The organism is Pseudomonas sp. NY15463, from assembly GCF_048068415.1.
Taxonomy (GTDB): Bacteria; Pseudomonadota; Gammaproteobacteria; order Pseudomonadales; family Pseudomonadaceae; genus Aquipseudomonas; species Aquipseudomonas mosselii_C.
In genome coordinates, this window is record NZ_JBLUQD010000010.1 from 25312 (window position 1) to 43272 (window position 17961).

General features: G+C 63.6%; 17 protein-coding genes. 8 read left to right on the top strand and 9 right to left on the bottom strand.

Going from position 1 to position 17961, the window contains the following annotated elements; all coding sequences use genetic code 11:
• The first annotated feature begins 73 nt into the window (after window positions 1-73).
• Window positions 74-2527: a M10 family metallopeptidase C-terminal domain-containing protein gene (locus ACNFIC_RS22285; RefSeq protein WP_416782041.1), complete on the top strand. Its 2454-nt coding sequence runs from the start codon at window positions 74-76 to the stop codon at window positions 2525-2527.
• Window positions 2528-2545: 18 nt separating this feature from the next.
• Here the strand turns inward: ACNFIC_RS22285 and ACNFIC_RS22290 are convergent, their stop codons facing one another.
• Complete coding sequence (locus ACNFIC_RS22290) at window positions 2546-3040, bottom strand: SprT family zinc-dependent metalloprotease (RefSeq protein ID WP_416782042.1); 495 nt, start codon at window positions 3038-3040, stop codon at window positions 2546-2548.
• A 174-nt stretch (window positions 3041-3214) separates the two neighbouring features.
• Complete coding sequence (locus ACNFIC_RS22295; protein ID WP_138219660.1) at window positions 3215-3814, bottom strand: Yip1 family protein; 600 nt, start codon at window positions 3812-3814, stop codon at window positions 3215-3217.
• 261 nt (window positions 3815-4075) lie between these two features.
• On the opposite strand from ACNFIC_RS22295, the gene ttcA reads away from it, so the two are divergent.
• Both ttcA and ACNFIC_RS22305 read left to right on the top strand, forming a co-directional pair.
• Window positions 4076-4900 carry a tRNA 2-thiocytidine(32) synthetase TtcA gene (ttcA, locus tag ACNFIC_RS22300; RefSeq protein WP_138219659.1) on the top strand — a complete coding sequence of 275 codons (825 nt, stop codon included), beginning with the start codon at window positions 4076-4078 and terminating at the stop codon, window positions 4898-4900.
• Between the two features lie 4 nt (window positions 4901-4904).
• A complete protein-coding gene (locus tag ACNFIC_RS22305) occupies window positions 4905-5576 on the top strand; it encodes a DNA-3-methyladenine glycosylase I (RefSeq protein WP_416782043.1) in 672 nt (223 codons plus the stop codon).
• 49 nt (window positions 5577-5625) lie between these two features.
• Here the strand turns inward: ACNFIC_RS22305 and ACNFIC_RS22310 are convergent, their stop codons facing one another.
• From ACNFIC_RS22310 to arsC, 3 genes are read right to left on the bottom strand one after another with little or no spacing between them, the layout of a single operon-like run.
• Window positions 5626-6033, bottom strand: coding sequence for a DUF2069 domain-containing protein (locus tag ACNFIC_RS22310; protein ID WP_138219657.1), 408 nt, complete (start codon window positions 6031-6033; stop codon window positions 5626-5628).
• Window positions 6026-6631: an NAD(P)H:quinone oxidoreductase gene (wrbA, locus tag ACNFIC_RS22315; RefSeq protein WP_138219656.1), complete on the bottom strand. Its 606-nt coding sequence runs from the start codon at window positions 6629-6631 to the stop codon at window positions 6026-6028. The genes ACNFIC_RS22310 and wrbA overlap by 8 nt, the downstream gene beginning before the upstream one ends.
• Complete coding sequence (arsC, locus tag ACNFIC_RS22320; protein ID WP_138219655.1) at window positions 6628-6981, bottom strand: arsenate reductase (glutaredoxin); 354 nt, start codon at window positions 6979-6981, stop codon at window positions 6628-6630. Before arsC ends, wrbA begins: the two co-directional genes overlap by 4 nt.
• Before the next feature lie 86 nt (window positions 6982-7067).
• On the opposite strand from arsC, the gene ACNFIC_RS22325 reads away from it, so the two are divergent.
• Complete coding sequence (locus ACNFIC_RS22325; RefSeq protein ID WP_138219654.1) at window positions 7068-7535, top strand: TlpA disulfide reductase family protein; 468 nt, start codon at window positions 7068-7070, stop codon at window positions 7533-7535.
• Window positions 7536-7617: 82 nt separating this feature from the next.
• Here the strand turns inward: ACNFIC_RS22325 and ACNFIC_RS22330 are convergent, their stop codons facing one another.
• The 4 genes from ACNFIC_RS22330 to ACNFIC_RS22345 form a co-directional block, all read right to left on the bottom strand.
• Window positions 7618-8022, bottom strand: coding sequence for an META domain-containing protein (locus ACNFIC_RS22330; protein ID WP_138219653.1), 405 nt, complete (start codon window positions 8020-8022; stop codon window positions 7618-7620).
• On the bottom strand, window positions 8023-8457 hold the full coding sequence (locus tag ACNFIC_RS22335) for a hypothetical protein (RefSeq protein WP_138219652.1): 435 nt from the start codon (window positions 8455-8457) through the stop codon (window positions 8023-8025).
• 31 nt (window positions 8458-8488) lie between these two features.
• The gene (locus tag ACNFIC_RS22340; RefSeq protein ID WP_138219651.1) at window positions 8489-9478 is read right to left on the bottom strand and encodes a 2-hydroxyacid dehydrogenase; all 990 of its coding nucleotides are present in this window, start codon (window positions 9476-9478) and stop codon (window positions 8489-8491) included.
• A gap of 111 nt (window positions 9479-9589) precedes the next feature.
• Window positions 9590-12343, bottom strand: coding sequence for a response regulator (locus tag ACNFIC_RS22345; RefSeq protein WP_416782047.1), 2754 nt, complete (start codon window positions 12341-12343; stop codon window positions 9590-9592).
• Between the two features lie 246 nt (window positions 12344-12589).
• On the opposite strand from ACNFIC_RS22345, the gene ACNFIC_RS22350 reads away from it, so the two are divergent.
• The 4 genes from ACNFIC_RS22350 to rlmD all read left to right on the top strand — a co-directional run bounded on the left by ACNFIC_RS22350 (window position 12590) and on the right by rlmD (window position 17869).
• A complete protein-coding gene (locus ACNFIC_RS22350) occupies window positions 12590-13309 on the top strand; it encodes a response regulator transcription factor (RefSeq protein ID WP_138219649.1) in 720 nt (239 codons plus the stop codon).
• A 2-nt stretch (window positions 13310-13311) separates the two neighbouring features.
• A complete protein-coding gene (locus ACNFIC_RS22355) occupies window positions 13312-14658 on the top strand; it encodes a sensor histidine kinase (protein ID WP_138219648.1) in 1347 nt (448 codons plus the stop codon).
• Between the two features lie 953 nt (window positions 14659-15611).
• The gene (gene cysM / locus ACNFIC_RS22360) at window positions 15612-16511 is read left to right on the top strand and encodes a cysteine synthase CysM (protein WP_138219647.1); all 900 of its coding nucleotides are present in this window, start codon (window positions 15612-15614) and stop codon (window positions 16509-16511) included.
• Entirely contained in the window at window positions 16511-17869 is a 1359-nt protein-coding gene (rlmD, locus tag ACNFIC_RS22365; RefSeq protein ID WP_138219646.1) for a 23S rRNA (uracil(1939)-C(5))-methyltransferase RlmD, read from the top strand. The genes cysM and rlmD overlap by 1 nt, the downstream gene beginning before the upstream one ends.
• Window positions 17870-17961 lie beyond the last annotated feature (92 nt).

Genomic DNA, 17961 nt, shown 5'->3' on the forward strand with positions numbered 1-17961 from the left:
CGCTGCCTGGGATTACGGACCGGCCAGGCGTTGAGTACACGGATGTTCACGGTCTATTCAGGAATGTAGTGCAATGCCAAGCCCAACCGGCTATTCAGCCTCCCATAGCGTTTCGCTGCCGAACAGCACACTCCTCAATAGCCTCCTGGCCGGCAGTGCCTGGGGCAATGCCTGGGCTACCGGCACGACGTCCTTGTCCTACAGTTTCGTCGTGGTGGGCAAATCGATGTTCTACAACCGTTACTCCGACAGCAGCGAGTACCTGAACGCCTACAACTTGAGCGCCGCGCAGCAAACCGCGGTCAAGGGCGCGCTTGGCGCATGGTCGGCCGTGGCCAACATCAGCTTCACCCAGGTGACCGAAACCAGTACGTCGGTGGGCGACCTGCGCTTCGGTGGTTTCAGTGGCATGGGCAACACCGCCGCTGCCTGGGCTTACTACCCGGCCAACAGCCCCAGCGGTGGAGACGTGTGGATCGGCCCGGCCACCAATCAGGCCAAGCCGGTTGCCGGTACTTATGACTACATGACCTTCATGCACGAGATCGGTCATGCCCTGGGCTTGAAGCATCCGTTCGAGAGTGCCAGCAACAACAGTGCGGTGTTGCCCGACGCGCTGGACGATGTGCGCTACACCCTGATGAGCTACAGCAACGACTACTACAACGCCCAGATGACGGCCTACGTGGAACCGACCACGCCGATGTTGTATGACATCGCGGCGATCCAGTACCTGTACGGCGCCAACATGACTTGGCAAACCGGCAACAACACCTACAGCTTCAAGCCCGGCCAAGTGGTGTTCCAGACCATTTGGGATGCCGGCGGCACGGACACCCTCGACGCCAGCAACCAGACCGCTGGCGTGCTGCTCAACCTGAACGAAGGTGAATTCAGCAACATTGGCGCGCTGTTCTACGACTATGCGCGTAATGAAATGATCAACAACGGCCTAGCCATCGCCTACGGCGCCAAGATCGAGAACGCCACCGGTTCGGCCTTTGCCGACACCCTGATCGGCAATGCCCTGGACAACGTGCTCGACGGCCGCGGTGGCGCCGACATCATGAGGGGCGGCTTGGGCAATGACACCTATATCGTCGACAACGTCAGTGATGTGGTCATCGAGGAGAGTACCCTGGCCAGCGAGATCGACACGGTACGCGCCTCGGTCAGTTATACCCTGAGCGCAAACGTCGAGAATCTGGTACTGACCGGCAATGCCAACCTCAACGGTGTCGGCAATGAGCTGGACAACGTGATCACCGGCAATGCCGGCAGCAACACGCTGGTCGGTGGTGCTGGCAATGACTCGCTGTACGGCGGTGCCGGCAACGATCGCCTGGAGGGCGGCGAGGGCAACGACCTGCTCGACGGCGGCGCGGGTATCGACACCCTGATCGGCGGGCAGGGCGACGACATCTACTACGTCGACAACCTGCGCGATGTGGTGATCGAGCTCGAAGGCGCCGCTGAAGGCCGCGACCTGGTGCGGGCGTCCGTCAGCTACGTGCTGGCGGCCAATGTCGAGGACGGTGAATTGTTGGGCAAGGCCAACCTCAGCCTCACTGGCAACGCCCTGGACAACGTGCTCACCGGCAACGATGGCGCCAACGTGCTACGCGGTGGCGGTGGCGCCGACACCTTGATCGGCGGCCTGGGCAACGACACCTACTATGTCGACAGCATCGACGACGTGATCATCGAGGGCGGCACCTCGGTCAAGGAGATCGACAACGTCTTTTCCTCGGTCAACTGGACCTTGAGCGACAACCTCGAGAACCTCACCCTGACCGGCACCGACAACATCAACGGAACAGGCAATACCCAGAACAACCGCATCACCGGTAACGCTGGCGACAACTGGCTGGACGGCGGCGAGGGTATCGACACGCTGGTCGGCGGCCAGGGTAACGACACCTACGTGGTCGACAACCTGCGTGACGTGGTCATCGAAGGCGCCAACGCCGGTATCGACACCGTACGCGCGTCGGTCAACTGGACCCTCGGCGCTAACCTCGAAAACCTCACCCTCACCGGGCTGGACAACCTCAATGGCACCGGCAACACGCTGAATAACGTGATCATCGGCAATGCGGGCAACAACACCCTCAACGGCGGTGCTGGTAACGATGTACTCGATGGCGGCGCCGGTAACGACGTACTTATCGGCGGCTTGGGTACCGACACCATGACCGGTGGCCAGGGCGCAGACATCTTCGTGTTCAGCCTGCTCAAGGAAATGGGCTTGGGTGACAAGCGCGACGTGATCACCGATTTCAACGGCGCCGAGGGCGACCGCATCGATTTGACCAAGATCGATGCCAACGTCTTGCTCAAGGGGGTCAACGCATTCACCTTCATCGGCTCGGGCGATTTCACCGGCGCCGGGCAACTGCGTTTCGCCGACGAGATCCTGTCAGGCAACATCGACGCCAAGCTTGGCAGCGATGGTAAGTTCACCGCTGACTTCGAGATCAAGCTGGTGGGCGTGACCAGCTTCAGCCAGGACCACCTGGCAGCCTGACCCGGCGCGGCGGGTGGATCATTCCACCCGCGTCTGCCCGCTGAACGCCAACGTGGCCCGGCAGCGCCGGCACAGGTAGCGGCGCCCCCTGCCTACCAGGGTGTGGCGCTGGGCGGTAAAGGGAAACTCCTGTTCCGGGCAGCTACAGGTATAGATGTAGCGCGTCACCTGGCGCCGTTGCACTGCGTAGTTGTGGCAGCGGTTGGGCGGCAGTTCGTAGACCCCGCGCATGATCAGTTGCCACTCTTCGCCGTGGGCCTGGATGCGGTCGCCGAACAACTGGTGGGCGACCAGATGTGCCACCTCATGGGCCACGGTCTGGCGCAGGAAGTCGTCCTGGTTTTCCCGGTACAGTTGCAGGTTGAAGCGCAGCAGGTTTTCGTGCAGGTGCGCGACGCCGGCTTTCTGGCCGCGCAGCTTGAAGCTCACTTGCGGGCGCGGGAAGGTACGTTTGAAGAACGTTTCGGCTTGCTGGTAACAGGTTTCGACGCGTTGTTTGAGCAGCTCGGGCATGGCGGGGTGATTCTCCTGGCCAGCCATTATGCCGCAAGCGGCGCAGGGTTGCCGAGCCGTCGGTCTACGCTCGGCCCGTCGTGGGCAAGGCTTCGCCCAGCTCGGCATTGCCGCGATAGTCGCGGGTTTTACCCGCGCAGGGCGAGGGGCTGCCAAGCAGCCCCGATTGCTGGGTCAATTGGTGTAGACAGGCCCCACACCCAAGCCCCAGATGATCACCGTGGCCGCCATGATCGCCACCAGCACCACCAGCCCGACCGCTAGCACTGAACTTGAGAACAAAAAGCCTTCGTCGGCGGGAATGTTCATGAACGTCGGCAGCCCCACGTAAAGCAGGTACACGGTGTAGCAGATGGCGGCCGTGCCAATCAGCATGCCCAGCCACAGGTGTGGATACAGCGCTGCGAGTCCGCCGAGGAACAGCGGTGTGGCGGTATAGGTGGCGAAGGCGATACATTGCGCCATGCTCGGATTGGCGTCGTAGGTGCGTGCCATCCAGTGGATGAAGGCGCCCATCACCGCCACCCCGGCGAGCATTGCCAGGTACGACATGATGCTCATCCACAGTGCGCTTTCCAGGGTCAGCATCACCGCTGGCCGTTCACCGATCACCCAGCCGACCTGGGTGGTGCCGATGAACGCCGATACGGCCGGTATCGCCGCCAGGATCAAGGTGTGCGTCAGGTACATGTGGCTGATGCTTTCTTCCTCGCCACGGATCTCCCGCCACTCCTGGTCGGGATGGGTAAACAGCCCCACAACGTGATGAATCATGCCGGTCACTCCTCTGCATATTGCCAACCGCCCCCAACTGGAGCGCAAGCGGCCCGAGGCCAGGACACCGATGCGGCGACAATGCGGCCTTATGTCGCAGTATAGGAAGCGCATCCCTGCATAATTCCCGGTTTTTAGAGCAAATCGCACTGTCCAGCGCAGGCTTGATTCCCTTGAAGTCTTTATCGGAATCTCCTACTGCCGTGACCGGTTTGTGCGTAAAATAGTCGGCTTTTGTCACACCTTGCGGATCCAAGCGCTATGGGCACCCTTTCGGTCAACCAGAACAAACTGCAAAAACGCCTGCGTCGCCTCGCTGGCGAAGCCATCACCGACTACAACATGATCGAGGATGGCGACAAGGTCATGGTCTGCCTGTCCGGCGGCAAGGACAGCTACACCATGCTCGATGTTCTGTTGCACCTGCAGAAGGTGGCGCCGATCCAGTTCGAGATCGTCGCGGTGAACATGGACCAGAAGCAGCCAGGCTTCCCCGAGCACGTGCTGCCCGCGTATCTCAAGGAGCTGGGCATCGAGTACCACATCGTCGAGAAGGATACCTACTCGGTGGTCAAGGAACTGGTGCCTGAAGGCAAGACCACCTGCTCGCTGTGTTCGCGCCTGCGCCGTGGCACGCTGTACACCTTCGCCGACGAAATCGGCGCGACCAAGATGGCCCTGGGTCACCACCGCGACGACATCGTCGAGACGTTCTTCCTCAACATGTTCTTCAACGGCTCGCTCAAGGGCATGCCGCCGAAGCTGCGCGCCGACGATGGGCGCAACGTGGTAATCCGCCCGCTGGCCTACTGCAGCGAGAAGGACATCCAGGCCTACTCGGACATGCGCGAGTTCCCGATCATCCCGTGCAACCTGTGCGGCTCGCAGGAGAACCTGCAACGCCAGGTGGTCAAGGACATGCTGGTGGAGTGGGAGCGCAAGCACCCAGGTCGTACCGAAAGCATCTTCCGCGCCCTGCAGAACGTTGCGCCATCGCAACTGGCCGACCGCAATCTGTTCGACTTCACCAGCCTGAAGATCGACGAAAGCGCCACGCCGCGCTTTCTCGACGTGCTGAACATCTGAACGTATGCGCGATTATCAATGGCTGTATGAATACTGCCTGAACCGCTTCGGCTCTGCCCAGGCGCTGGAAGCCTTCCTGCCGCAGCCGCGCACGCCTGCGCAGCTGCGCGGCATCAGCGATGACCGCTACCTGTCGACGCTGGCCCTGCGGGTGTTCCGCGCGGGCCTCAAGCACAGCCTGGTGGACGCCAAGTGGCCAGTGTTCGAGCAGGCATTCTTCGGCTTCGACCCAGAAAAGGTCGTGCTGATGGGCGCCGAGCACCTGGAGCGCTTGATGCACGACGAGCGCATCATCCGTCACCTGGGCAAGCTCAAGAGCGTGCCGCGCAATGCGCAGATGGTGCTGGATGTGGTCAAGGAGCACGGCAGTTTCGGCGCGTTCATCGCCGACTGGCCCACGACCGATATCGTCGGGCTGTGGAAGTACCTGGCCAAGCACGGCAACCAGCTCGGGGGGCTGTCGGCGCCGCGCTTCTTGCGCATGGTGGGCAAGGATACGTTCATTCCTACCGATGACATGGCGGCGGCCCTGATCGCCCAGAAGATCATCGACAAACCACCGACCAGCCAGCGCGACCTGGCGTTGGTGCAGCAGGCGTTCAACCAGTGGCAGGCCCAGAGTGGGCGGCCGCTGTGCCAGTTGTCGGTGATGCTGGCGCATACCGTCAACCACTGACCTTGCCGCGCCTGAATCCGCCGCTCCTACAGGGGGATCCTTCTGCGGTTCATTCGCCCGCCAGGCGCCGTTCAAGCTGGAACTTCCAGCGCACATACAGCAGCCCGCTGACGAACAGTCCCAGGCTCACCAGCACCTCGACCCATCCGAACATTGCCCGTGATGGGTCGAACGCTGCCAGTACGCCCTTGATGAAGTAGATGTTCACCACGAAGCAGGTCCAGGCGTGCGCCCTGGCGCTGCCCCGCAGCATGCCCGGCAGCAGCAGCGCCAATGGCACCAGCTCAACCGCCAGGATCACTTCGACCCGCGCCCCATGCAGGTTGGCGAACCACAGGTTGTTGACCACCAGCAACACGATCAGCCCGAAGAAACACGCCAGGCTCAAGGCGCGGGTGGTGCGTACGCGCGGCAGCAGCCAGTCGAGTGGTGGCAAAACCTTCGGCTTCCTAGCCACGTTGGCCACCGAGGGCCTTGGCGGTGTTCGCCAGGCGTTGGCCGAGGGCACGGCACAAGGCGATCTCGTGTGTGTCCAGCTCGCGCTTGCCATCTGCGCCTGCGTGGTGGCTGGCCCCATAGGGCGTGCCGCCGCCGGTGGTCTCCAGCAGCGCCGATTCGCTGTAGGGCAGGCCTGTGACCAGCATGCCGTGGTGCATCAGCGGCAGCAGCATCGACAGCAGGGTGGTCTCCTGGCCGCCATGCAGGCTGGCGGTGGAGGTGAACACCGCAGCCGGCTTGCCTACCAGCTCGCCACCCAGCCACAGGCTGCTGGTACCGTCGAGGAAGTACTTCAGTGGTGCTGCCATGTTGCCGAAGCGGGTCGGGCTGCCCATGGCCAGGCCCGCGCAGTGGCGCAGGTCGTCGAGGGTGGCGTACAGCGCGCCGCTGGCCGGGATGTCCGGGGCGACCGCTTCGCACTCGGTAGAAATGGCCGGCACCGTGCGCAGACGCGCCTCCAGGCCGGCCATCTCGACGCCGCGGGCGATATGCCGGGCCATTTCGCTGGTGGCGCCGTGGCGGCTGTAGTAGAGCACCAGGATGTAGGGCGCGCTCACGGCAGGATCTCCAGGACTTTTTCAGGCGGACGACCGATGACGGCCTTGTCGCCAGCGACCAGGATCGGGCGCTCGATGAGTTTGGGGTGCTGCACCATCGCCTCGATCAGCTGGGCTTCGCTCAGCGAGGAATCGGCCAGGCCGAGGGCCTTGTATTCGTCTTCGCCGCTGCGCAGCAATTGACGCGCCGGGATACCGAGGCGGGCGAGTAATTGCGTGAGGGTGGCGGTATCTGGTGGCGTCTCCAGGTAGCGCACGACGGTGGGGGTCAGGCCGCGGGCTTCGAGCAGCTCAAGGGCGCCGCGGGATTTGGAGCAGCGCGGGTTATGATAGAGCGTCAGTTCGGTCATGGCGGGTCGCATCCAGCAAGGTGTGGCGGCTATTCTAACCGCAGCGACCGACTTCAATGCTTGAAAACTTCGAGAAGGATTGACCCATGGCAAGGCGTTTGGCAGCGGTACTGGCCATCACCGCGAGCCTGTTGCTCGGCGGCTGCGGTGCCGATTACGGCGTGGACCAGCACGGCAACACGGTGAAGGCCGAACAGATCCAGGGGCACTGGCTGGTGCTCAACTACTGGGCCGAATGGTGCGGCCCGTGCCGCACGGAAATCCCCGAACTCAATGCGGCGGCCAAGCAGTGGGAGGCCCAGGGTATCAAGGTGGTGGGGGTGAACTACGATGGCCTGCAAGGCGCGGACTTGAAAGCCTCTGCCGATACGCTGGGGATTACCTTCACGGTGCTCGCGCAAGACCCCGCCGAGCGTTACAAGCTGCCACGCAGCGAGGCGCTGCCGGTCACCTACATCATCGACGACAAGGGCAAGGTGCGTGAGCAGTTGATGGGTGAGCAGACCCTCGAAGGGTTGCAGGCCAAGATCAAGGCGCTCAAGGGCGGGGCCTGAGGTCAGCGGCGAGCTACAAGCAAGAGCAGGGCGTGATCCTTGCCTCTTCTTGTAGCTTGCAGCTCGTAGCTTGCCGCGGCTGTCAGCCTTCCTCAGGCCAGAAGCGCAGCGGCTTGCCTTCGGCGGGCCAGAAACGGATCTGCTCGACCGGCGACACATCCCAGCGCTGCACGTTCTCCAGCGCCTGGAGGAAGCGTTTCTCCTGCTCCATCACCGCCGGCGCGCAGAGCTTGCGAGTCTTGCCGACCTTGCCGAAGCTCAGGTGCTCGCCGTCCAGGGTGTAAGGCGCGAACCAGTGGTTGCAGCCGGCATTGCCGTAGGCACGGCCGTCGCTGGCCAGGGTCAGCGTGAGGTGGCTGTAGTCCATCAAAGGGCGTTCGCCGATCCACTCCAGCACATAGCTTTGCTCCTGGCGCAGCGGCGAAGGCTCAGAGGCGCAGCCGGCCAGGCCGCCAGCGATCAGCGCAGCAATCAACAGCTGTTTCACTCAACCACGCTCCTGGCACTTCGGGCACAGGTGGCCATCGCCCTGGCTGCTCCAGCCAAGCTCGGCGATGCGCGCGGTGGCGGCAGGGGCATGGCCCTTCTTGCCCAACTTGGCCTCGACGGCGAACTCGAAGTCCAGCACCGCGTCGCAGCTGTCGCACTTGACCTGCCATTCGAGGATTTCCAGCTCGTTGAACACCGGGCCCTGGGCCACGGCAACCCACTGGCCGCTCGGGTTGATCAGGTGGCGTACGGTGTCCACGGTCAGGCGCATCGACAGGCTCTTGCTGCCTTTGAGCGATACCAGCAGGACGTCGCCTTTCTGGATCGAACCGCCGTTGCCGGTGACCTGATAACGGCCCGGTACCAGCGCGCGGCATTCGATCAGGGTGTGTTGCGGGTTGAAAAGGGTGTAGCGGAAATCGTGCTCGACCATGGGTCCTCCAGAAATGCCGCGTATCCTAGCATCACTTGATGACCAGATTCTGCGGATTGCCTGCCGCCCAGCGGGTGATGTTATCCAGCGTGGTGGTGGCGATCGCATCCAGTGCCTCGCGGGTGAGAAACGCCTGGTGCGCGGTCACGATCACGTTGGGGAAGGTCAGCAGACGCGCCAGCACATCGTCCTGCAGTGGTTGGTCGGAGCGGTCTTCGAAAAACAGTTGGGCCTCTTCCTCATAGACATCCAGTCCCAGGTAGCCGAGCTGGCCACTTTTGAGCGCATCGATCAGGGCCGGGGTATCGACCAATGCACCGCGTCCGGTGTTGATGAGCATGGCGCCGGGTTGCAGGCTGGCCAGGCTGCGCGCATTGATCAGGTGCCGGGTGTGTTCGGTCAACGGGCAATGCAGACTGATGATGCGGGCCTCGCGCAGCAGTTGCGGCAGTTCCAGGTAACGTGCGCCCAAGGCCAGAAGTTCGGGGTTGGGATGCGGGTCATAGGCCAGCAACTGGCAACCGAAGCCGGCCATGATGCGGGCGAAGGCCGCGCCGATCTGCCCGGTGCCGACCACACCCACCGTCTTGCCATGCAGGTCGAAGCCGGTCAGGCCGTGCAGGGTGAAATCACCTTCGCGGGTACGGTTGTAGGCACGGTGCAGGCGCCGGTTGAGGGCCAGGATCAGGGCGACGGCGTGCTCGGCCACGGCATGCGGTGAGTAGGCCGGCACGCGCACCACCGTCAGCCCCAGGCGCTGGGCCGCGGCCAGGTCGACATGGTTGTAGCCAGCCGAGCGCAGGGCGATCAGGCGCGTGCCGCCGCTGGCCAGGCATTCGAGTACCTGGGCGTCGAGTTCGTCGTTGATGAACGCACAGACCGCGTCGAAGCCATGCGCCAGCGCAGCGGTGTCCAGGGTCAGGCGGGCCGGCTGGTAGTGCAGGTCAAGCGCGCTGTCGTTGGCGGCGCGGGCGAAGCTTTCCTGGTCGTAGTGCTGGCAACTGAACAACAACGCGCGCATGGCAGTCTTCCTGCTTCCTGTAGGGGCAACCTCGGCAGTCTAGCCAAGTGGCCGGTGTGGGCCTTGATCTGTGTCGCTGCGCAGCGCCTTGCAAGGTTTGCCCGGTTAGCCTCAAGCGCTCTGGCGCGCCTGTTCAGCCAAGCGGGCAATGGCCTGGTCCAGTTCGTCCAGCGCCTGCTGGGCTTGTGGACTGTCCTGCTTGAGCAACGTTTCGCTGCGTTGGCAGGCGGCGCGCAGCTGGGGCACCCCGCAGTAGCGCGAGGCACCGTTCAGGCGATGCACGCGCTCGATCAGCGCGTTGCGGTCGCAGGCTTCGCGGGCCAAGCGAATGGACTCACGGTCGGCATCCAGCGAGGCCAGCAGCATCGCCAGCATGTCGGCGGCCAGGTCTGGCTTGCCAGCGGCCAGGCGTAGGCCTTCCTCGGGGTCGAGCACCTTCAGTTCGCTGTCCGCGACGTGTTCGGCGCGGCGCTCCTGGGTTGGTACGCCGAGGCTCAGGCCGGTCCATTTCATCACCACCTGACCCAGTTGGCGTTCGCTGATCGGCTTGGTCAGGTAGTCGTCCATGCCGCTGTGCAGCAGGGCGCGTTTTTCGTTGGCCATGGCGTGCGCGGTGAGTGCCACGATCGGCAGCGCCGGGGCGCTTTGGCTGCTTTCCCACAGGCGGATCTGCTCGGTACAGGCACGTCCATCCATACCGGGCATTTGCACGTCCATCAGTACCAGGTCGAACGGCTCGTCCTGAACGGCTTGTACGGCCGCATAGCCGTTGTCCACGGCCACCACTTCGGCGCCCATGTCCTCCAGCAAGGTCTTGACCAGCAACAGGTTGGCCGGGTTGTCATCGACGCAGAGGATTTTCGGCAGCCGCTTGCCATGCTCGATGCTCGCCTCACCAAGCGGCCTGCGCGGCTGTACCAGTTCCAGCAGCAGCCGGCGCAGTTTGCGCGAGCAGGTGGGTTTGGCCAGCAATTGCCCGTGTGCGTTAGGCAGGAAAGGGTGGTAGAGCGGCTGTTCAGTGGTGGGGCAGAGCACCACGCACTGGCAGCCCAGGCGTTCGAGCTGTGGGTGGTATTGGCCCAGTTGCTCAGGCGCAAGGCTGCTCAGGTTGGCGCCAAGCACGGCGAAATCGAATGGCTGGCCGGCCTGGTAAGCCGCGTTCACCGCCTCTAGCAACTGGTCGCAGGAGGAGAACAGGCTGACCGACAAGCCGCAGTCTTCCAGTTGGTGCTCCAGTGCCTGGCGCGCCAGGTCATGCCCGTCGACGATGGCCACCCGACGCCCGAGCAGCGCTTGCAACGGCGTCTCTTCGGCATCGTCATGGGCGCGGGGCAGGTTGAGGCTGATCCAGAACTGCGAACCTTCCCCGGGCGTACTGTCGACGCCGATTTCGCCGCCCATCTGCTCGATCAGGCGCTTGGAGATCACCAGTCCAAGGCCAGTACCACCGGGTTCGCGTGACAGCGAGTTATCGGCCTGGCTGAACGCCTGGAACAACGTGCGGACATCCTGGGGCGACAGGCCGATGCCGGTGTCCTGCACGCTGATGCGTAGTTGTACGCTGTCTTCGCCTTCGTCTTCGAGCATGGCGCGCACGACGATGGTGCCCTCGCGGGTGAACTTGATCGCGTTGCTCACCAGGTTGGTGAGGATCTGCTTGAGCCGCAGCGGGTCGCCTATCAGCGACAGCGGGGTGTCGCGGTACACCAGGCTGAGCAGCTCCAACTGCTTGGCGTGTGCGGCTGGCGCGAGGATGGTGAGAGTGTCCTGGATCAGGTCACGCAGGTTGAAGGGGATGCTGTCGAGCACCAGCTTGCCGGCCTCGATCTTCGAAAAATCGAGGATTTCGTTGATGATTCCCAGCAAGTTGTCGGCGGATTTTTCGATGGTGCCGAGATAGTCGAGCTGGCGCGGACTCAGCTCGCTTTTCTGCAGCAGGTGGGTGAAGCCGAGGATGCCGTTGAGCGGCGTGCGGATCTCGTGGCTCATGTTGGCGAGGAATTCGGACTTGATCCGGCTGGCCTCAAGGGCCTCCTTGCGCGCCATGTCCAGCTCGATGTTTTGAATCTCGATGGTCTCGAGGTTCTGGCGCACGTCCTCGGTGGCCTGGTCGATGCTGTGCTGCAACTCCTCGTGGGCGTTGTGCAGGGTTTCGGCCATGCGGTTGATACCGGCCGCCAGTTCGTCCAGCTCATGGCTGCCCATGGCCGGCAGGCGTTCCTCGAGGTGACCGTCCTTAAGTTGGTTGACCGCGTGCTTGATGCGGTTGATCGGGCCGTTGATGGTGCGGCTCATGCGCAGTGCCAGCAGCGCGGTGAGGACCAGCCCCAGCAGGATCAGCAACAGGCTGGTGAACAAGTTGCGGTAGCCGCGCAGCAGGGTGCCGTCGTGGGACAGCTCGATCTCCACCCACCCCAGCAGCCGCTCGGTTTCGGCGGGGACGGCGTCAGTGGCCAAGTCACGATGATGACCGAATACCGGCATCAGGTAGCGCGTCGCATCATTGCCGGTGCGTTGCAGCACCTGCGTGCCGGTACCGCCGCTGGGCGGCTGATTGAGCATGCTGGGGCCGGCATGGGCCAGGCGCGTGCGGTCGGCGGCCAGGAACGCCACGGCGCGTACATCGGCCTGCTCCAGGGCCTGTGCGGCAATCCGCTCCAACTGCGCCGGTGCCTGGCGGGCGAGGGCCGGGGCGGCCAATGGCGCGAGTTGTTCGGCGATCATCTTGCCACGCTGTACCAGTTGCGTGCGCAGCTCGCTTTGCTGCAACCAGGTGAAGTAGCTACCCAGTACCAGGGCCATCAGGCTGGCGGGCAGCAGGGCCAGCAACAGGACGCGGCTGCGGATTCCCAAACGGTCGAGCACACCGATCTCCTGTCATGTGCCTAGGGGCGCGCTGGGCGCTTGAATCGGGAACGTTACTCCGGGTGGGATGGCAATGCACTTGTTTGTGTCAGTTTTTTGCACCTGCGCTGCGCGACCATGAGCGGGTCGGCAAAGCCCTGCGCCAACGGGTTTTGCGCAGGGCGGCGTGACATGGGGCGTGGACCCGTTGCATGGCATCAGCGCTTACACAATAATTGCGTAACTGAGAATAAATGACAGTTGCCAATGAATCCCGAACCCATTCATGCCTCCAACATCCTCGCCATCGAAGACGATCCGGTGTTGGGTGCTTACCTGCATGCAGAACTTGAACGTGGCGGTTTTCAGGTGACCTGGTGCCGTAACGGCCTGGAAGGGCTGGAAGTGGCAGGGCGCCAGGTGTTCGACCTGGTACTGCTGGATATTCTGCTGCCTGGCCTCAATGGCTTGGAGGCGCTGGTCAAGCTGCGTCGCAACAGTGCCACGCCGGTGATCCTGATGTCGGCACTGGGCGCTGAGGCCGATCGCATCAGCGGCTTCGAGCGCGGGGCTGACGACTACCTGCCCAAACCTTTCAGCTTTGCCGAGCTTCGAGTACGCATCGAGGCGCTGCTGCGCCGCGTGGCGTTCGAGCGTCGAGCCCTGGTGCCGCGCGATGTCATCGCCCCGGGCGAGTTGCGCTTCGACGAGGCGCGCGCCGATGTCAGCCTGGCCGGTGCCTGGGCGGGCCTTACCCCGAGCGAGTTTCGCCTGCTCGACACGCTCTATCGCAGCCAGGACGAAGTGCTGAGCAAGCCATTGCTTTACCGGCAGGTGCTGCAGCGGGCCTATGTGCGGCATGACCGCAGCCTGGACATGCATGTCAGCCAGATCCGCCGCAAGCTCAAAGCCATCGGCTACCACGAGCGTCAGGTGCGTACCGTGTGGGGCAAAGGTTATGTGTTTGGCGTGGGCGAGGCGAACTGAACGTGCTCAATCGCCATTCGCTGTTCTGGAAGCTGGCCATTTTGCTGGTGGGCTTCTGCCTGTTGATGATCGGCCTGAGCTACACCTGGGGTCGGCACATGGAAACCCGCAACGCTTTCCTCGATGAAGGCGCCCGCGATGTGCTGCGCGGTTATGCCGCCGAGGCCGAGCGGGCTTGGCGCGAGGGCGGGCGCGAAGGGGTGGACCGCTGGCTGGAAGGCTTGTTGGCGCGTGAGCCAGGTTGGGCTGGTGTGCTGGATGGCGACTTGCAACCGTTGGGCAGCATTGGCCTGAATGGCGAACAGATCCAGCACCTGACGCGCTTGCGCGGGGTGGACTGGCCGATGAGCCGACGCAGCGTGGGCCAGCCTTGGTTGCGCCTGCCGTTCCCCACTCTGCCCGAGCAGGGCATGCTGGTGATGGAATTGCCCAGGCGCTTCACCCCAGGCCAGTACCGGTTGTTCTGGCAGGTGGTCACCAACGGCATCATCCCCGGGCTGTTCACCTTGCTGTTGTGCGTAGGCCTTTACCGCATGTTGATCGTACCGCTGAACCAGTTGCGCGAGCAGGCCAGTGCCTGGCGCGCCGATCAACTCACGGCGCGGCTCGATTCGCGTACCACTGCGCGTCAGGATGAGCTGGGCGAGCTGGCTCGAGCGTTCGACCAGATGGCCGAGCGCTTGCAAGGTACGGTGGCGTTGCAGCAGCAGATGTTGCGTGACCTATCCCATGAAATGCGCACCCCGCTCAGCCGCCTGCGGGTGGCGTGCGAGGGTGAAACCGACCTGCACTGCCTGCGTGAGCGGGTACACCGCGAGGTGGATGGCATGCAGCAACTGGTCGAGGGCACTTTGCAACTGGCTTGGCAGGATGCTGAGCGGGCATCAATGGTGTTGGAGTCGATCCAGGTGCAGGCGCTATGGGACATGCTGTGCGAGAACGCCTGCTACGAGAGCGGCTGGCCGTTGGCGCGGCTGCATTGCACGCTGCCGGCCAGTTGCTGGGTGCAGGGCAATCTCAATCACTTGGCCCAGGCGTTGGAGAACATGCTGCGCAACGCGATCCGCCATTCGCCTGCCAATGGCGTGGTACGCCTGAGTGGGCAGCGCGACGGCGGCTATTGGCGGCTGGTGCTGGAGGACGAGGGCGGGGGTGTGGCCGAGGGGGATCTGGAGCGGATCTTTGCGCCGTTTTCCCGGCTGGATGGGTCGCGGCCGGGGGATGGTGGCTTTGGCCTGGGGTTGAGTATCGCTCGCAGTGCCATCCAGCGGCAGGGTGGAGTGCTATGGGCGGTCAACGGGGCGCGTGGGTTGCAGTTGTGTATGCGGTTGCCGGTTGGGGTCAGTTAGTTGGTTGGTTAGTTGATGTTTGTTTTGATGGTTGTATTCGCATTCATTGGCTTTGTCGACTTTTAGTCACCTTTCCGCCCTTACGGCGGGTTACTTTGGTCGTGGCCAAAGTAACCAAAGCCGTGGCGCTCCATTCATTCGGCCCCTGCGCTTCGCTCCGGGGTTCCCTCGCTGCGGTGACTTACGGGCCCGCGCGGCCTCCGACTTGCTGCGCAAGTCTACATCTCGCGCCTTCGGCTGCGCCGAAGGGTGCTGCGCACCTGGCCCTCCAGTCACCTTCGCTCGGCCTACTGAAGTCGCGAAGTTAGGGGGGGCGCCTGTACTTGCGCAGCTAATCGCTAGTTACAGTTGTGGGAACTCTGGGTTACAGGACTGCGCCAAGCCTGAACCCAGCGCTGCACCTGTAGGAGCGGCCTTGTGCCGCGAACACCGGCGTAGCCGGTGCCATCCACCGCGCCGCCTGCTTCGCAGTGGTCCGGCACTCTGGTAAACCCGCTGCTCTTGCTCTTGCTTCTAAGCGCGCAATAGCCCAGGCGCCGCCAATTGCGACTTCAGGAGGCCGAGTATAGGCGTCTGTAGGGCCAGGTGCGTAGCACCCTTCGGCGTAGCCGAAGGCGCGAGATGTAGACTTGCGCAGCAAGTCGGAGGCCGCGCGGGCCCGAAAGGCGCCGAAGCGAGGGAACCCCTGCGCGCAGCGCAGGGGCCGGATGATGGAGCGAGCGGTTTTTGCCTACTTTTGCCCAAGAGCAAAAGTAGGTCGCCGTAAGGGCGAAAAGGTGACTAAGCGTCGACATCGCCAACGAATGCGCATACGTCTCCAAAAACAACCACCCTGGCCATCGAACCCGAACCCTTATATCAACCCGCTATAACCCCCAACAATTGCGTGATATGGCCCGACAGGGTTTGCCGGTATGATAGGCCCCCCTGCCGTCCGGATTGCGAAAACGCCCATGACCCTGCAGTACCCAACCATCGCCGATTGCGTCGGCAACACGCCTCTGGTTCGCCTGCAGCGCCTCGCCGGGGAAACCAGCAACACCCTCTTGCTCAAGCTCGAAGGCAACAACCCGGCAGGTTCGGTCAAGGACCGCCCGGCGTTGTCGATGATCACCCGCGCCGAACTACGTGGCCAGATCAAGCCCGGTGACACGCTCATCGAGGCCACCTCCGGCAACACCGGTATCGCCCTGGCCATGGCCGCCGCGATCAAGGGCTACAAGATGATCCTCATCATGCCCGACAACTCCACGGCCGAACGCAAGGCGGCCATGACCGCGTATGGCGCCGAGCTGATTCTGGTGACCAAGGAAGAGGGCATGGAAGGCGCACGCGACCTTGCCGAAAAACTGCAAGCCGAAGGCCGCGGCCTGGTGCTCGATCAGTTCGCCAACGGCGACAACCCGATCGCCCACTACACCAGCACCGGCCCGGAAATTTGGCAGCAGACCCAAGGCAGCATCACCCATTTCGTCAGTTCCATGGGCACCACCGGGACCATCATGGGCTGCTCGCAGTACCTCAAGGAGCAAAACCCGGCGGTGCAGATCGTCGGCCTGCAACCGATGGAAGGCTCGGCCATTCCCGGCATTCGCCGCTGGCCCCACGAGTACCTGCCGAAGATCTTCGACGCAGCCCGGGTCGACCGTGTGGTCGACATGTCCCAGCAGGAAGCCGAGGACACCACCCGCCGCCTGGCCCGTGAAGAAGGCATCTTCTGTGGGGTGTCCTCGGGCGGTGCGGTCGCGGCGATGCTGCGCTTGTCCCGTGAAGTCGAAAACGCCGTGATGGTCGCGATCATCTGCGACCGCGGCGACCGTTACCTGTCCACCGGCCTGTTCGATCCCACCTGATGTCCAGAAAGAAAAGCAACGGCGGCCTGCGCTTCCAGCCAGCCGGCGGCAACCGTACCGCGCAAGTGCCCGTGGGCAAGAAGCAGCGCTTGCAGATCGAGCGCCTAGCCGGTGATGGCCGTGGTATCGCCTTCCTTGAAGGGCGTACGTGGTTCGTCAGTGGCGCGCTGGGCGGCGAAGATGTCGAGGCCCGGGTGCTCGGCGCCCGCGGCAAGATCGTCGACGCGCGCCTGGAACGGGTATTCCAGGCCAGTGCCGAGCGCCGTGAGGCACCGTGCAAACACTACCAGCGCTGCGGCGGCTGCAACTTGCAGCATCTGCCTCACGCCGATCAGCTGGCGCTCAAGCAGCGCCTGTTGGCCGAGCAACTGCAACGGGTTGCTGGCCTACAGCCGCAAGCGTGGGCGGCGCCCCTGAGTGGCCCGGAGTTCGGCTACCGTCGCCGTGCGCGGGTGGCTGTACGCTGGGATCCCAAGGCCCGTCAGCTGGAGGTGGGGTTCCGCGCCGAAGCCAGCCAGGACATCATCGCCATCGACGACTGCGCGGTGCTGGTACAACCCTTGCAAACCCTACTGCGGCACTTGCCCACGGTGTTGCGCAGCCTGGACAAGCCCCAGGCGCTCGGCCATGTCGAGCTGTTCAGCGGCACCGCCGAGGCGCTGTTGCTGCGTCATGTGGCGCCGCTGCCCGCCGAGGACCTGGCGCGTCTTGACGCGTTCTGTCGGGAGGCGGGCGCGCAGTTGTGGTTGCAAGGTGAAGGCGAGCCGGCCCCAGTGGATGCCGCTGGCAAGCTGGGCTTCGCCCTGGAACCGTGGGGGTTGGAGCTGGCCTGGCGACCGGGCGATTTTGTCCAGGTCAATGCTCAGGTCAACACCTTGATGATCCAGCAGGCGCTGGCTTGGCTGGCGCCCCAGGCGCACGAGCGGGTCCTGGACCTGTTCTGCGGGCTGGGTAATTTTGCCCTGCCGCTGGCCCGAGCTGCGCGCGAGGTGGTGGCGGTGGAAGGCGTGCAGGCCATGGTCGAGCGCGCTGCAACCAATGCCCGAGACAACGATGTGCATAACGCACGGTTTTTTCAGGCCGATTTATCGCAGCCTTTGGTGGGCGCCGGATGGGTCGCCGAAGGCTTTTCTGCGGTACTCTTGGACCCACCACGGGACGGGGCCTATGAGGTGGTGCAAGGCATCCACCGGCTCGGTGCGAAACGGTTGGTCTACGTCTCGTGCAACCCGGCCACACTGGCGCGCGACGCACAGGTGCTGGCAGGGCAGGGGTACCGGTTAAAAAGGGCCGGGATTCTCGACATGTTTCCTCAGACGGCGCATGTCGAGGCCATGGCGTTATTCGAAGCGGACTAGCCAGGCTGGTCCTCTTGGTGCGGCCTTCACGGAACGAAGGCTGCACAGGTGATAGCCAGTGCACCGGTGTGGTGCGCTGTATGGAAAGGTAA

What these genes read in the sequence shown, in the direction of transcription:
- cysM (WP_138219647.1), top strand. Translation starts at nt 15,612, where the DNA reads ATGACCCTGCAGTACCCAACCATCGCCGATTGCGTCGGCAACACGCCT.
- ACNFIC_RS22325 (WP_138219654.1), top strand. Translation starts at nt 7,068, where the DNA reads ATGGCAAGGCGTTTGGCAGCGGTACTGGCCATCACCGCGAGCCTGTTG.
- ACNFIC_RS22340 (WP_138219651.1), bottom strand. Translation starts at nt 9,478, where the DNA reads ATGCGCGCGTTGTTGTTCAGTTGCCAGCACTACGACCAGGAAAGCTTC.
- ACNFIC_RS22350 (WP_138219649.1), top strand. Translation starts at nt 12,590, where the DNA reads ATGAATCCCGAACCCATTCATGCCTCCAACATCCTCGCCATCGAAGAC.
- ACNFIC_RS22290 (WP_416782042.1), bottom strand. Translation starts at nt 3,040, where the DNA reads ATGCCCGAGCTGCTCAAACAACGCGTCGAAACCTGTTACCAGCAAGCC.
- rlmD (WP_138219646.1), top strand. Translation starts at nt 16,511, where the DNA reads ATGTCCAGAAAGAAAAGCAACGGCGGCCTGCGCTTCCAGCCAGCCGGC.
- ACNFIC_RS22335 (WP_138219652.1), bottom strand. Translation starts at nt 8,457, where the DNA reads ATGGTCGAGCACGATTTCCGCTACACCCTTTTCAACCCGCAACACACC.
- arsC (WP_138219655.1), bottom strand. Translation starts at nt 6,981, where the DNA reads ATGACCGAACTGACGCTCTATCATAACCCGCGCTGCTCCAAATCCCGC.
- ttcA (WP_138219659.1), top strand. Translation starts at nt 4,076, where the DNA reads ATGGGCACCCTTTCGGTCAACCAGAACAAACTGCAAAAACGCCTGCGT.
- ACNFIC_RS22285 (WP_416782041.1), top strand. Translation starts at nt 74, where the DNA reads ATGCCAAGCCCAACCGGCTATTCAGCCTCCCATAGCGTTTCGCTGCCG.
- ACNFIC_RS22305 (WP_416782043.1), top strand. Translation starts at nt 4,905, where the DNA reads ATGCGCGATTATCAATGGCTGTATGAATACTGCCTGAACCGCTTCGGC.
- ACNFIC_RS22295 (WP_138219660.1), bottom strand. Translation starts at nt 3,814, where the DNA reads ATGATTCATCACGTTGTGGGGCTGTTTACCCATCCCGACCAGGAGTGG.